The organism is Nocardiopsis moroccensis (assembly GCF_055763695.1).
Window position 1 is genome coordinate 2188671 of the sequence record NZ_CP199747.1, and the last position, 13881, is coordinate 2202551.

The 13881-nt window shown below is 73.3% G+C and carries 12 protein-coding genes; 6 read left to right on the plus strand and 6 right to left on the minus strand.

All coding sequences use genetic code 11. The features are described from left to right. Positions 1-247: 247 nt before the first annotated feature. A complete protein-coding gene (locus ACUKCB_RS09785) occupies positions 248-886 on the plus strand; it encodes a restriction endonuclease (RefSeq protein ID WP_473040205.1) in 639 nt (212 codons plus the stop codon). A gap of 95 nt (positions 887-981) precedes the next feature. Then, entirely contained in the window at positions 982-2646 is a 1665-nt protein-coding gene (locus tag ACUKCB_RS09790) for an ABC-F family ATP-binding cassette domain-containing protein (RefSeq protein ID WP_473040962.1), read from the plus strand. A gap of 135 nt (positions 2647-2781) precedes the next feature. On the opposite strand, the gene ACUKCB_RS09795 is transcribed toward ACUKCB_RS09790, so the two are convergent. From ACUKCB_RS09795 to ACUKCB_RS09820, 6 genes are all read right to left on the minus strand, one after another. Beyond that, positions 2782-3612 (minus strand): hypothetical protein, encoded by an 831-nt coding sequence (locus tag ACUKCB_RS09795; RefSeq protein ID WP_473040206.1) that lies wholly within the window; start codon positions 3610-3612, stop codon positions 2782-2784. Positions 3613-4154: 542 nt separating this feature from the next. Further along, a complete protein-coding gene (locus tag ACUKCB_RS09800) occupies positions 4155-5201 on the minus strand; it encodes an ABC transporter substrate-binding protein (protein WP_473040207.1) in 1047 nt (348 codons plus the stop codon). Further along, the gene (locus tag ACUKCB_RS09805; protein WP_473040208.1) at positions 5198-6034 is read right to left on the minus strand and encodes an ABC transporter ATP-binding protein; all 837 of its coding nucleotides are present in this window, start codon (positions 6032-6034) and stop codon (positions 5198-5200) included. The genes ACUKCB_RS09800 and ACUKCB_RS09805 overlap by 4 nt, the downstream gene beginning before the upstream one ends. Continuing rightward, complete coding sequence (locus ACUKCB_RS09810; protein WP_473040963.1) at positions 6031-7056, minus strand: FecCD family ABC transporter permease; 1026 nt, start codon at positions 7054-7056, stop codon at positions 6031-6033. The genes ACUKCB_RS09805 and ACUKCB_RS09810 overlap by 4 nt, the downstream gene beginning before the upstream one ends. 167 nt (positions 7057-7223) lie before the next feature. After that, positions 7224-8969, minus strand: a complete 1746-nt coding sequence (locus ACUKCB_RS09815; RefSeq protein ID WP_473040209.1) for a prolyl oligopeptidase family serine peptidase — start codon at positions 8967-8969, stop codon at positions 7224-7226. A 4-nt stretch (positions 8970-8973) separates the two neighbouring features. Further along, positions 8974-10179: a hypothetical protein gene (locus tag ACUKCB_RS09820; RefSeq protein WP_473040210.1), complete on the minus strand. Its 1206-nt coding sequence runs from the start codon at positions 10177-10179 to the stop codon at positions 8974-8976. Positions 10180-10296: 117 nt separating this feature from the next. Between ACUKCB_RS09820 and amiA the strand changes: the two genes are divergently transcribed. The 4 genes from amiA to ACUKCB_RS09840 all read left to right on the plus strand — a co-directional run bounded on the left by amiA (position 10297) and on the right by ACUKCB_RS09840 (position 13872). Next, positions 10297-10479, plus strand: coding sequence for a streptamidine family RiPP (gene amiA, locus ACUKCB_RS09825; protein ID WP_191270947.1), 183 nt, complete (start codon positions 10297-10299; stop codon positions 10477-10479). 80 nt (positions 10480-10559) lie between these two features. Beyond that, on the plus strand, positions 10560-11450 hold the full coding sequence (locus ACUKCB_RS09830; RefSeq protein WP_473040211.1) for a hypothetical protein: 891 nt from the start codon (positions 10560-10562) through the stop codon (positions 11448-11450). After that, complete coding sequence (locus ACUKCB_RS09835) at positions 11447-12445, plus strand: CocE/NonD family hydrolase (RefSeq protein ID WP_473040212.1); 999 nt, start codon at positions 11447-11449, stop codon at positions 12443-12445. Before ACUKCB_RS09830 ends, ACUKCB_RS09835 begins: the two co-directional genes overlap by 4 nt. Then, a complete protein-coding gene (locus ACUKCB_RS09840; protein ID WP_473040213.1) occupies positions 12442-13872 on the plus strand; it encodes a YcaO-like family protein in 1431 nt (476 codons plus the stop codon). The genes ACUKCB_RS09835 and ACUKCB_RS09840 overlap by 4 nt, the downstream gene beginning before the upstream one ends. The last annotated feature ends 9 nt before the right edge of the window (positions 13873-13881 follow it).

A 13881-nucleotide genomic window follows, 5' to 3' on the forward strand; every position in this document is an offset into this window, starting at 1 on the left:
CAACCCCCGCGGTATCGGTCCCCGGTCGTTCCCGTTCACCCCCGTGGCGCGCGCCCCGAAGGGCTCGCGTGCGCGCGCGGGTCGCCCCCGGCGGGACCGGTGCTCTCGTCCGGAGGGCGGCTGGTGCCATTGTGGCAGCGCCCGGGGACAGCCCCGTCCCGTCGTACCGGGACGGGGCTGTCGGGTTGGCCACCCGTGGGATGATGTGCTCCGTTATGGCACCGCAGACCGTGTCCCGGGGAGGAACGTGAGCGCACGAGGGGGCCGACGCGGGTCCCGGCGGCGGGCCCGATGGCTCCGAGGAGCTCTGCCCCTGGCCGTGGTGGTGTCACTGCTGGCCCTGGGCTGGCTGCACGACAACGCCGACCGTCCGCTGGTGTGGCTGGGCCTGGCCCTGGTAGCCGCCGCCGCGCTGGCCGTGCTGGTCTGGTGGGTCCGGGGCCGGATCCGGCTGGCCGGGGACCGCAGGGTGGTGGCCCGCACCGACCTGTCCGCGGTCGACCGGATGACGGGTGTGCGCTTCGAGGAGTACGTCGCGAGCCTGCTGCGGTCGCACGGCTACACCAGGGTCACGGTGGTGGGCGGCTCCTTCGACGGCGGGGCGGACCTGCGTGCCCAGACCCCGGACGGGCGCCCCCTGGTCGTGCAGTGCAAGCGCTGGCGCAGACCGGTCCCGCCGAACGAGGTGCGGGCCTTCCTGGGGGTGCTGGCCGGAACCCACCGGGGTTACCTGGGGATGTTCGTGGCCTCCGACGGTTTCACCGAGGCCGCCGCGTGGGAGGCGGGGGACGAGATGGTGCTGGTGGGCCGGGAGGAGCTGGCCCTGTGGATGAGCGGCACCCGCCCTCCCGAACTGCCCCGGCCCTCCTCCCACCACCCGCGATAACCCTTTGCGGCCGGTCGCCCAGGCGTGCGAGCCTGCCCGCGGGCGCCGATCGGGCGTGCGGGTGGTTCGTGAGCATCGGGAGAAGAGCAGCGGTCGTGGGTTACGTCGACGTCAACCAGGTCACACACACCCTGCCCGACGGGAGGGTGCTGTTGGACGGGGTCTCGTTCCGGGTCGGCGCAGGGTCCAGGACCGCCCTCGTGGGTGCCAACGGCGCGGGCAAGAGCACACTGCTGAGTCTGGTCAAGGGTGAGTTCGCGCCCCAGTCGGGTGCGGTGACCGTGGACGGCGAGCTGGGGGTGATGCCGCAGTTCGTGGGGCACGTGCGGGACGCGAGCACCGTGCACGAACTCCTGGTGTCGGTCTCCCCCGCGGCCGTGCGCCGAGCGCACGCGGACCTGGAGCGGGCGGAGGAGGCCATGATGGTCTCCGAGGACGAGAAGACGCAGATGCGCTACGCCGAGGCGATCGCGCGTTACGGCGACGCCGGAGGTTACGGGGCCGAGGTCGTGTGGGACCAGTGCTGCGTGGCGGCCCTGGGCACGCCCTACGGGCGCTGCCGGTGGCGGCAGGTGCGCACGCTCTCCGGAGGCGAGCAGAAACGGCTGGTCATCGAGGCGCTGTTGCGCGGCCCCGCGCCGGTGCTGCTGCTGGACGAGCCGGACAACTACCTGGACGTTCCGGGCAAGCGCTGGCTGGAGGAGGCTCTGCGCGCCACCCCCAAGACGGTCCTGTTCGTCTCGCACGACCGCGAACTGCTCAGCCGGGTGCCGGACCGGATCGTCACGGTGGAGCTGGGCGCGGCGGGCAACAGCACGTGGACGCACGGGGGCGCCTTCGACACCTACCACGAGGCCCGGCGGGAGCGGTTCGCCCGCCTGGACGAGCTGCGCAGGCGCTGGGACGAGGAGCACGCCAAGCTGAAGGCGCTCGTGTCCATGTACAAGCAGAAGGCGGCCTACAACTCGGACATGGCCACGCGGTACCAGTCCGCGCGGACCCGGCTGCGCCGGTTCGAGGAGGCGGGGCCGCCGCAGCAGCAGCCCCGGGACCAGAACCTGCGGATGCGGTTGCGCGGCGGGCGCACCGGCAAGCGCGCCCTGGTGTGCGAGAACCTGGAGCTGACGGGGCTGATGCGCCCCTTCGACCTGGAGGTTTGGTACGACGAGCGGGTCGCGGTGCTGGGCGCCAACGGTTCGGGCAAGTCGCACTTCCTGCGGCTGCTCGCCGGCGGCGGTGACGACCCCGAGTCCTCACTGGTCCCGGAGGAGGAGCGCGCCGGTGTCGAGCCGGTTCCGCACACCGGCCGGGCGCGGCTGGGCGCCCGGGTGCTGCCGGGGTGGTTCGCGCAGACGCACGAGCACCCGGAGTTCGCCGGGCGGACCCTGTTGGAGATCCTGCACAGCGGGCAGGGCACCCGGAAGGGCGTGCCCCGGGACGAGGCCGGGCGGGCGCTGGACCGCTACGAACTGGCGCTCTGTGCCGAGCAGTCGTTCGACACCCTCTCCGGCGGCCAGCAGGCCCGGTTCCAGGTGCTGTTGCTGGAGCTGTCGGGCGCCACCATGCTGCTGCTCGACGAGCCCACCGACAACCTGGACGTGGTCTCGGCCGAGGCCCTGGAGTCGGCGCTGGAGGCCTACCGGGGGACGATTCTGGCGGTCACCCACGACCGGTGGTTCGCGCGGAGCTTCGACCGGTTCGTGGTGTTCGGTGCCGATGGGCAGGTAAGGGAGGAATCCGAGCCGAAGGCTCTCCTCTGAGGGTGGTGGCGGGCGACGGCGCGGGAGAGAACGACGGGCCGGTGTGGGACGGGGGCGGACTTGCCGAGCCCGGTAGGAGAGCGGCGCCCGGGACGTGCGGCCCGGGCACCGTGCGGCACGGCGGATGGTTCGGGCTCACTCCAGTGGCAGGGAGAGGTGGACCTCGCCGTCGCATCCCCCGACGCACTGCAGGACCAGGTCGACGGTGCCGCCCCCGTCCATGCTCTCGAACCAGAGCATGACCTGACCCGGGGAGGCGGGTGTGAAGTGGTCCTGACCGGTGACTCCGTAGGAGGGGTCCAGGGGCCCGAGCTCGCCGTCGGGGGCCTCGTGCGTGGCGTCGGCGACGCGGACCTCGACCGACTCGGTCGCCACGCCCGCGAACACGATCAGGCAGTCGGCCCGGACCGCGTGGTAGCTGCTGGCGACCGTCACGGTGACCCCTTCGACTGTGTCACCTCCTCCGCCGGGGAGGAAGTGGTCGCCGACGAGGTCGCCCTCCACCCGGAAGTCGGCGAGCAGCCCCGCCACGAACACGAAGTCGCTGAAGGTGGCGCACCCGCTGCTCCGACAGAGTCGGATGCCCTGGTCGGTCAGCTCGACCGGGTCGTCCTGGAGGCGGTGCCCGCTGACGAGGTTGGCCCGGACTCCGTTCGCCTGGTGTTGCAGGTACCCGTGGGCGGGCCAGTCCGGGTGGGCGAACTCCAGCCCCTTTTCCACCAGCTCGGGATCGCTCGAACGGCCCAGTGCCTCGACGTAGGGCAGGGCGTCCTCGGCGCTTCCCGGCTCGGGTGAGGGTTCCGCTGCTGGTTCCGTGGCCTCTGCGGTCTCCGTCCCCTGGGACTCCTCCACTGGCTCCACCTGTGTCTGCGCGGCCTCCTCTGCGTCCCGGAGGAGGCCGCAGGAGGTGAGGGGGGCGAGGAGTGCCAGGGCCAGGGCGCCGAGGGTCAACCTGGAACAGGTCATACCGAAGGACCTTCTAGTTCGGGGGATGGGGGTCCCGGGGCCGGGGCCCCGAGGACGGCAGAAGGGACTCCACGAGCGCGGGACGGAGTCAGTTCATTCCTAGCAGAACACGGGCCACGTCCCTGCCCTGCGGCGCCCCGTGAACGGAAAAGCGGGGGGCCACCATCGGCCACCTGAACCTCGACAGGGCGAAGAGCCGCTACGTCGCGGCCACGGGCGCGGTCTTCCTCGTGGTCACGGGCCTCCTCCCGGTCCTGGGCAGGGCCGTGGCGGGGATCCCCCGTCCTGGGCGGCGGGAGGACGCGGTGAACACCGACCGAGCCGAGGATGCCGGGGACACCGGAAGCGCCGGGGCGAAGGCCTGACCCGGCCGTGCCGCTCCTGCGTCGGGCGGATCGGCACGGCACACTCCGCGCGCCCGGTCCGGGGCGGCCGGCGGGGAGCCGGAACCAGCGTCCGGCTCCCCGCCAACGGCACCCGGGGAAGAGCAGCCCGGGCAGCACCAGCAGCCCCGGGGCCGAGCAGGCGGGTCGAACGGCTGGCTAGAACGCGTCCGGGTAGAGCTCCCGGGCGATCGTCTCCACGGCGTCGATGTTCCCCAGGGCGCCGGGGTACAGGTCGCTCGCGGGAATGGCGACGAGGAGGTCGTTCTCCACCGCCGGGACCTCGGGGAAGGTGTCGCGGAGGTACTCCCGCGTCTGCTCTTCGTGCTCCGGCCCGCTCACACCGAACACAATGGCTTCGGGGCTGCGGCTGACGATCTCCTCGGGGTTGATCTGCGCGGCGAAGAAGTCGGCGAACTCGGGGCTGTCGGGGTCGAAGACGTTGGCGCCGCCGGCGGTCCTGATGATGTCCGCCTCGATGCCGGCGCCGATGGCCGACAGCGAGTTGCCCTCGACGTAGACCTGCGCGACGCCGGGCTGCTCGGAGCCGCTGATCGCGTCCTCCACGGCGGCCAGTCGTTCCTCGGTGTCCTGGACGAGCCTTTCGGCCTCGTCGGGGACGCGCAGGATGGCACCGAGGTCGGTGACGTCCGTCAGCACGTCGGTGACCTGCGCGGTGTTGCGGCGGTCGGCGCAGCCACCGGTCGCGACGTAGGCCTGGGCGCCGTTCTCGTCCAGCTGCTCGATGCTGGCGAAGCCCTGTTCCGCGGTGAACTCGTACTCCGTGGGGGCGGCCACCAGGTCGGGGGCGACGGCCAGGAGGTCCTCACGAGCCGGCGGGGCGTCCGTGCTGAGCACCGGGATGCCGTCGGCCTGCCCGGCGACGTCCTCCGGCAGCGCCGAGACCTCGGTCTGGGCCTGGCCTGCCATGGAGTCCCGCACACCGAGGCGGAGGAGCAGTTCGGTCTGCGAGGGCATCAGCCCGACGACGCTGCTGGGGGCGGTGTCGAAGGACAGCTCCCGTCCGCAGTTCGTGACCGTCACGGTGTCCCCGGAGGTGTCGGAGGTATCGGTGGCCGCCTGGTCGCTGGTGACGCCGGTACCGCAGGCGGTCAGCACCAGCGGCGCCACGAGGAGTGCGGCCCAACCGGTCGAGAGGCCGCGGGAACGGCGCCGGGACGCGGCCCGGGTGGTGTTGCGTGTCATGGGGTGGTTACTTCTTCCTCGGTCGGGGCGGTTGGGTTCGCTGGGGTCGGGTCGTTCGGCTCCGGCGCGCTGCGGGCGTCGAAGAGCAGGTGTCGCCGTCCGGAACGCGGATGGGCGACGGCTGTCGACTCGACGCCGAAGACCGAGCGGACCAGGTCGGTGTGGAGTACCTCGTCCGGGGTGCCGAGGGAGATCAGGCGCCCCTCGGCCAGGACACCGATGGCGTCGCAGGAGCGCGCGGCCAGGTTCAGGTCGTGCAGGGCGACCAGCACGGTGCGGTCGGTGGCCCGGACCCGGTCGAGGAGTTCGAGCTGGTGGGCGATGTCGAGGTGGTTCGTGGGCTCGTCGAGGACGAGCACGGGGGTGTCCTGGGTGAGCGCGCGGGCGAAGAGCACGCGTTGGCGCTCACCGCCCGAGAGGGCCGAGAACGAGCGGTTCTCCAGGTGCGCGGCGCCGACGCGGGCCAGGGCCTGCCGGGCGAGGGTGACGTCGTGGTCGGAATCGCGTCCGTACCCGCGTCCGTGCGGGATGCGTCCGAGCAGGACGAGGTCGAGGACGGGGATCTCGAATTCCTCGCTGTGCTCCTGGGCCATCACCGCCACGTGCCGGGCCAGCTCCCTGCGGCTCAGCGCGGTGATGTCGGTGCCGTCGAAGCGCACACGGCCGGCTGACGGGGCCGCGAGCCCGGACACGGCGCGCAGCAGGGTGGACTTGCCGCTCCCGTTGGGCCCGAGCAGGCCGAGCACGGTGCCCGAGGGCACCGTGACGCTCACGTCGGTGACGACGGGCCGCCCGCCGCGGTGGGCTTGGAGGTTCTCGACGTCGACTCTCATCGGCCCACCCCCACGCTGTCGGCGCGGTCGCGTCGCAGCAGCCACAGGAAGAACGGTGCTCCGACCATCGCGGTGAGCACACCCAGCGGGATCTCCGAGGGGTCTGCCAGGGTGCGGGCCAGGAAGTCGCAGGTGGCGAGGAAGACCGCTCCGCCGAGCAGGGCGACGGGGAGCATCCTGCGGTGGTCGGAGCCGACGATGATGCGTGCGATGTGCGGGATGATCAGGCCGACGAAGCCGATGCCTCCGGAGACCGCGACGACCGATCCGGTCAGCAGGGCGGCGGCGACGAGGGCGCCGCTGCGCAGCCGGTTGACGTTGACGCCCAGGGACGCGGCCGCGTCGTCTCCGACGAGGAGCGCGTTGAGTGCCCGGGCGTGGAACGCGGCGTAGACGCCCACGATGAGCAGCGCCGCCGAGGGCAGGGCGAGGTGGTTCATCGTGGCGGCGGAGACCGAACCCAGGAGGAAGAACATGATGCTGAAGACGTTCTGCGCGTGGGTGGTGATGGTCAGGTAGCTGGTCACGGCGCTGAACAGGGAGCCCAGGGCGACGCCCGCGAGGATGAGTCGCTGGGGTGCGATGCGCCCGTTCTTGTGGGCCAGGGTGTAGACGGCCGCGGTGGCCGCGAGCGCGCCGAGGAAGGCCGCGCCCCCAACACCGAGAGCGCTGGTCCCGACACCCAGGACGATGAACGAGACCGCACCGACGCCGGCGCCGGCGGAGACACCGAGGATGTAGGGCTCGGCGAGGGAGTTGTGGACCACGGCCTGCATCAACGCACCGGCCAGGGCGAGCGCGGCGCCGGCGGTCGCTGCCAGGAGTACGCGGGGCAGCCGGAACTGCCAGACGGCGTTGTCCTGCACCGTCGTCAGTGATCCGTCCGACATCCACGGCATCCCGGGCACGAGATGGCCGACGATGATGCGCAGGGCGTCCGCCGGGGACACGTCGATCGTGCCGACGCTGCTGGACAGCACCACCACCGCCAGCAGCGTGAGGGCCAGGGCCGGAACGAGGATCCGGGCGGCGAGCACGCCGCGCCGCCGGGTGTTGCCGGTGGGAGGGGTCGGGGGCGGTGCGCCGTCGGGGGGCGCTCCTGTGGGGCGCGCGTTGGTCAGGAGACGTCGGAAGGGGGCCGACGCTCGTCTCCCGTTGGTTGCTTGTGCCATCTGTTGCGGAGGCTCTCTTAGCTGGTGGATGGATGGGTCCGCACGGTTTTGGTGGTCGTGGCGGCGAAGCCGAGGACGGTCGTTCCGAGGCGGTGCAGGCTGTCGAGGTGGTTGCCGCCGTGGCCGGTTTCCGGTGCGTGCCACACGTCGGCGCTGCCTCCGACGCGGCGTAGCGCGTCGGCGACCGCCAGAGTGTCGGCGGCGGCGACCCGGGAGTCCTCCGCCAGCACGATGCCGAGGAAGCGGGGAGGCGCGGTGCCGGGGGTGAGCTCCCTGGCACGGTGCAGGGGTGAGATCCGGCGCAGGTGTTCGGTCCCCTCGGGGGTGTCCGAGGCGCCGAACTCGGCGGCCCAACGCCGTCCGAGCGGGTGGGCGCCGAGGTTGAGCAGGTCGAGCGGCGCCGCGGTGCTGACGACCCCGGCACACAGGTCCGGCGCTCCGAGAGCGCAACTGGTGGCCAGGACCCCGCCGTGCGAGGCGCCGGCCAGGACGAGCAGGTCGGGGCGGGTGAGCCCGGCCTCGACCAGGCCGCGTGCGACGGCGGCGAGGTCCTCGATGCCGCGTCCCTTGGCGGGGCCGCGCCCGGCCTGCCGCCAGGCCGGGCCGTGCTCGCCGCCGCCCCGGACCTGGGCGATGGCGTACCGTCCGCCGTGCTCGACCCACGCCGGCACGGTCGGTTCGAACACCGGCAGGCTCGGTACACCGAAACCGCCGTAGCAGGTGAGGATCAGCGGTGCGGGACCCTCGGCGCCGACCGGTGAGGTGACCACGACGGGGACGCGCGCTCCGTCCCCGGCGGTGAAGACGTGCCGTTCGGTGCGTGCCGGGGTTTCCGGGCCGGCCACTGCCGGACGGTCGGACAGCAGCTCCTCGGCGGGTACGACCCGTGGGGGCAGGACCGGGCCTTCGATGAGGACGTGGAACCGGCCGGCGTCAGCGCTCACCCCGGTCGCGACGGCCGGAGCGCCCCGGTGGGTGACCTCTCGTTCGGCCGCGACCGCGCCCCGGACGAGCCGCACGAGGACACTGCGGCCGGCGCGTACGCCGACGGCGACGATGTCCTGGCCGCGGGCGGCGAACGAGGTGATCCGCAGGTCCGGGTCGTCCCAGCACCATCTCCGGGCGCCGCTGTCCGGGTCGAGGCCCTGGAGGCGGGCGCCGTCGTCGACGACGAGGTCGTCCCCCGCGGGCAGGGCCCGGACGATGGCGGCGAACGTGGCGAGCTCGGTACCGGTGGCCCGGTCGAGGAGGCGGCTGGGGCTGCCGGGACGGCTCTCGGCGAGCAGTCCGCGCCGGCCTCCGGGGAAGAGTCTGAGCCGGGTGTCCGGCGGTACGGCCGAGACCGTCGGCCGCCCGGTGTCGACGTCGATGCGGACGAGGCCGTGGGAGCGGCCGGCGACCAGTTCGACACCGGAGGAGTCGGCGTCCCAGAGCATGGGGTCGTAGCGGCAGCGAACCCGCGGGTACAGCCGCAGGGCTCCGGTGGCGGTGTCGACCAGCCCCAGGGCCGCGTCCTCGTCCGCGCGCTCGGCCAGTTGGACGCAGACGCTGCGCCCGTCCGGGGAGGGGGCCATGCGCAGGATGTGGCCCTCGGGCTCGATCACCGGTGCGCCGGTGTCCGCCCGGTAGATCCCCTGGCGTCGGCGTCCGGGCGGTCGGCTGAGTACGAACCCGTTCTCCGGCAGGCCCGGGCGGCCGTGCCGTTCCCACTTCGTGAGCGCGGTGTCGAGGGCGGGGACGACGGGAGGAGGGGAGTCGTGCATCGCGCTACCGGCCGATGGTGTCGGTGGCGCCGCCGTGCCAGTACAGGTGCCCGCCCTCGTCGAGCGGGCCGGACACGGTGACGGTCTCGAGTACGCCGTCGTGGAACAGGTGCAGTTGGCCGTCGCCTCCCCGGGTCACCGCGACCGTCGTCCCGGTGGGGTCGAGTGCCACGGAGCGCCGCTGTGCGGGTGAGTCGCCGACGGGGTCCCAGGGCAGGTGTCCGGGGGCGGGCGGGCGCGACATCGGGGGGAGCGGGGTCCTGTGCGGGACGCGCATCAGCGGCTCGGCCCGCTCGATGACGGTGAGCTCGTCTCCGTCGGGGTGGATCGTGGCGACGGCGGCCCGGGTACCGCCGAGCGCGAAGCGGAAGGCCAGTCCTCGGGGGAGCTCCAGGCAGCGCGTCCGGCCGGTGGACAGGTCGATGTCGACCAGGTGGTTCGTCCATTCGGTCCATGCCGTCGGGGACACGGGCCCGCCTCGGACCACGCCCACCGCGCGACCGGCGGCCGGGTCCAGGCGCAGGTAGTAGGCGCGGCCGGGCACGGGCCAGGCAACGGTGCCGAGCATGCGCGGGACACCGCCGTCGACGACGAAACGCTCCAGTCCTTCGCTGGTCGCGGTCGCCGCGATGCCGGTGCGCTGGTCGACGACGTCGCCGTGTCCGTCGTCGGCGATCTCGCGGACGACCTCACCGGTGATCCGGGGCACGTGCGGGGCGGCGTCGAGGCACCGGGAGAGGGGGAACGCCTCCAGGGCTCCGGGCTCCCGGTGGCGCAGCACGACCACCGGTTCGCCGCCGGCCTGGTCGGGGACGATCATCACCCCGGGCTCACCGGTCCGGGAGCGGAACCGTACCGACCCGCTCCGCTCACGGTCGACGAGGGTGACGACGTCGCTCCACGCCTCCGTGTTGGCGCCCAGGCCGGTCGTCACCGCCACGTAGCGGCCCGAGGCGTCGCAGGCGAGGTGCTCGCCGGGGATGGCCGCGGGGAAGCGCTGTTCCCCGCGATCCCCCGAGACCACGAGCTCGCCGGAGCGGTCGTCGACGTAGGCCCATGCGGCGGACCCCTCCCCTTCCCGTCGGGGCAGCGTCAGGAACCCGGCGTGCTCGGCGAGGACGGCGTCGCCGAGCGGTCTCACCGTGCCGTCCGCGACGGCGTACATGCGGCCTCCGCGGTAGTCGGCCACGAGGAGCTTCTGGAAGTTCATGGACCAAAGCTATTGGAAACGGTAATCATTATCAACTAGTGTGATCGTCGTTCGTCCCCCACGAACACGTATCGGCCCTTATGACCGATGCGTCATGACCCGAGAAGGGAACGACCCATGGACAACCAGATCGTCACCGAGATCGAGGAGTCCGAGCAGCTCGCCCATCTGTCGGCCTCGCACTCCAACGCGCTCGTCGAGAACCCCTTCGACGTCGTCACCGAGATCGAGGAGTCCGAGCAGCTCGCGCACCTGTCGGCCTCGCACTCCAACGCGCTCGTCGAGAACCCCTTCGACTAGCACCCGCCCACGACATAGTCAGTGAGCAACCCGGTCGGGCAGCCCCGCGCTGCCCGGCCGGGCCGTTCGAGAGGTCGGCCATGCCCCCAGAACCAACCATCGCCCGCGTGCCGGGGACCGGCGCGCACGTCATCGTCGACAGCGGGGGTGCCGGCGTCGTACGCACCTCCTCGGGGCGCTTCCTCCGTCTCGTGTCCCCGCCGCCCGGCCTCCTGGACGCCCTGGGCGGCACTTCGTACGGCGACGGGGAGGCCTGCGCGTACGCCGAGACTCTCCGGGTGAAGATGTCCGCGCTCGAGGAGGAGGACGCACAGCGCCGTTGGCCGTCCCCGCAGCGCGAGGTCGCCCTGGTCGGCGAAGGCCCACCCCTCGACGCGGTGGCCGAGGCCCTGACCGGCTGGGGCGCGGCCGTCACCCGCCACACCGACGGCGAGGCCCTGCTCGCCTCGGTGGACGGGACAACCGGCGACGAACACCGGGGCAGCGGCACGGCCGGTCCCCGGGAGGAGGACGCCTGGCCGTGGGGACTGGTGGTCGCGTACGCGGACTCCCCCGCCGAACGCGCCGGGTGGGACCGGCTCGACGCGCTGCCGGGCCGGGGCGTCGCCTGGCTGCGCGCCTACCGCGAGGGCGAGAACTGCTTCGTCGATCCGATCTGCCTCGACGGGGACGACCCCGGAGCCGAACAGGTGTACCGGCGACGCCTGGCGGCGAGCTTCGTCCCCCGTGAACTCGACACCTGGCGACGCGCGGCCGTGGCCGCCGCACCCCCCTCGGCCGCCGCACAGGTGCTGATGACGAGCCGACTGCTCACCCTGGCCCTCGCCTGGGCGCAGGGGGCGGAGGCGTTGGGGGGCTACCGCGGCACGCTGTGGAAACTGGTCGCCGCCACCGGCACGATCAGCGAACACCCGGTGCTGGCCTATGACCCGCCCTCCTCCATCGACCGAGGGGCGCGTCGGCGGACATGACGGTGGAGCCCGAACGCGAACACCTCTGCCGGGGCCGCGACGGCACGGTCCTGCGCGGGCGACTGTGGGAATGCCCGAACCCCGAGGGCATCGTGGTGATCCGTACCCCCTACGACGCCGGACAGCACGTGTCGACGGCACGCTCATGGAACGCCCGCGGCTACCACTGCCTCGTCCAGGACGTGCGCGGACGGTACGGGTCGGCGGGGGCCTGGTCCCCCTACGCGCACGAGGAGGACGACGGCGGCGACACGCTCGCCCACCTGCTCGACGAGTACGAGGGGCTGCCGCTGGTCCTCTTCGGCGCCTCGTACGCCGCCCACACCGCGTTGGAAGCGGCTCGGGCCGCGACCCGCGACGGCGCGTGCCCGGTCGCGGCGATCATCACCCTCGTCCCCGCCCTCGGACTGGCCGAGACCGCGTGGGACCCCAAAGGCTCACCGCAGATCCTGCACCGGATCGGATGGTGGCACGAACACGGACGCCACCGGCGCTCCCGGCCCCCGCTGTCCGCGGCCGAGCTCGACCGGCGCGTCGCGCAGGCGCGGAGCCGGGGCGTGGTCGAGGCCGCCGGGAACTGGGGCTGGTCGCCCTCGGCGCTGACCGGCTGGCGGCGGCTGTGGAACGCGGACCGGGTGGACACGGCGGCACGCTACGGCGGCATCGACGTGCCGCTGCTGGTGGTCAGCGGCGACGACGACTTCTTCCACGAGGACGCCCGGCGGCTCGCGCGCGGGTGGGGCGCCCCGAGCCACTTCGCCAGCGGCCCCTGGGGGCACCGGTTGGCCGGCGGCGTCACCGACCGGGCCCTGCGGGCCCGCATCTCGGCCGCGGGCGGACTGAGCCACGTCATCGACCCGTGGCTGGCGGCCCAAGGGCTGCCCGGTTCCCCGGCGGAGTGGACCGGGATCCTCACGTCCGCGTCCGCGCCCCACACCCGGTCGACCCTCGATTCCGCGTCAGAGGCCTGGCGCCACGAAAGGACCTCACCTTGACCCCCACCACAACCGGGCGGCCCCACCCGGGGGCCGCCGGAACCGCCGCGGCCGGAGCCGACCGCCCCCTACCGGTGGACGCGCTGGTCGACCCCGAGTGCGGGATCATCCGCTCCGTGCGCGCCGTGGCGCACCCCGCCGGCGCCCCCGCCTCCTACCTGGGGCTGACCGCGGCCGTCGCCGACGCCCGGCAGCTCGGCGAGTGGCCGGCCGACCGCGTCTCGTTGGGCACGTCCTTCGACGACGTCGAGCAGGCCAGGATCGCCGCGATAGCCGAAGGGGTCGAGCGCTACTGCGGGAACTGGATCCCCGCCGACCTCCCCCACGACGAACTGCGCATCGGATCCCGTGCGGAGCTGCTGGCCGCGGGCCGCAGCCCGATCGACCTGGACGAGCTGCCCCGGTTCGCCCCGTGGCAGTACTCCCGCGCCGGGTTCCCCTACCAGCCACTCACCGAGGACACCCCCACCCTCTGGGCGCGCTGCGAGGAGCACGGCGGCGCCGAGGTCTGGATGCCCGCCTCTCTGGTCCACCTCAACTGGCGGCAGTCGCGCTTTCGCCACCTGCCGCGCGTGCACCACCTGAACTACGCCGGGATCGCCACCGGGCAGGGGACCGACGACGCCAGGGACCGGGGGGTCCTGGAGATCATCGAACGCGACGCCCTCGAACTGTGGTGGCACCTGGACGGCCCCACCTTCGGGATCGACCCCGCCAGCGTTCCCGGACTCGCCGACGACCTGCGCGGCAGCTCCCTGGACGTGTCCCTGGCACTCATGCCCTCGGAGTTCGCCCCCGCCGTGGCCGCGCTCGTGCACGACCGGGAACGCGGCCTGTACGCCGCGGGGTTCTCCGCCGCGCTCGACCCCGTGCGGGCCGCCCGCAAGGCCGTCCTCGAAGCCGTCCACACCTGGGTCTACACCCAGGGCTGCACCACCGCCGACGGGTGGGTCTTCCGCGCCGTCGAACAGGGCCTGATGGCCCGCGGCCTCTACCTCGACTTCCGCGCCGACGCCGGCTACCTCGACGCCGCCGGCAGCCAGTGCGAGCACGTCGTCGACCTGGGCGCACACGTCCAGGTCTGGCTCGACCCCCGGGTCCACGGCGAGGCCCGGCGCTTCACGGCACCCGCCCTGGGAACCCGGCCGATCACCGAGGTCGCGGCCGTGTCGATGGACGAGGTCCACCAACGGCTGGCGGAGCGCGGACACCGCGTCCTCACCCGCGACCTGACGACGAGCGATGTCCGCCGCACCTCGCTGCGGGTGGTGCGGAGCTTCGTCACGGGGCTCGTCCCGAACGCCCCGGCGGCCTTCGCCTACCTGGGCATGCCCCGTTTCGAGCACGCGGCCCTCGAACGGGGGTGGCGCACCTCCTGGGACGGGAGCCCCGAGAGCCTCACCCTCGTCCCGCCCCCGCACATGTGAGGCCGCACC

Excerpts from the sequence above, each read along its gene's own strand:
- ACUKCB_RS09795 (WP_473040206.1), bottom strand. The coding sequence starts at position 3,612 with ATGACCTGTTCCAGGTTGACCCTCGGCGCCCTGGCCCTGGCACTCCTC.
- ACUKCB_RS09800 (WP_473040207.1), bottom strand. The coding sequence starts at position 5,201 with ATGACACGCAACACCACCCGGGCCGCGTCCCGGCGCCGTTCCCGCGGC.
- ACUKCB_RS09805 (WP_473040208.1), bottom strand. The coding sequence starts at position 6,034 with ATGAGAGTCGACGTCGAGAACCTCCAAGCCCACCGCGGCGGGCGGCCC.
- ACUKCB_RS09815 (WP_473040209.1), bottom strand. The coding sequence starts at position 8,969 with ATGCACGACTCCCCTCCTCCCGTCGTCCCCGCCCTCGACACCGCGCTC.
- ACUKCB_RS09820 (WP_473040210.1), bottom strand. The coding sequence starts at position 10,179 with ATGAACTTCCAGAAGCTCCTCGTGGCCGACTACCGCGGAGGCCGCATG.
- amiA (WP_191270947.1), top strand. The coding sequence starts at position 10,297 with ATGGACAACCAGATCGTCACCGAGATCGAGGAGTCCGAGCAGCTCGCC.
- ACUKCB_RS09830 (WP_473040211.1), top strand. The coding sequence starts at position 10,560 with ATGCCCCCAGAACCAACCATCGCCCGCGTGCCGGGGACCGGCGCGCAC.
- ACUKCB_RS09835 (WP_473040212.1), top strand. The coding sequence starts at position 11,447 with ATGACGGTGGAGCCCGAACGCGAACACCTCTGCCGGGGCCGCGACGGC.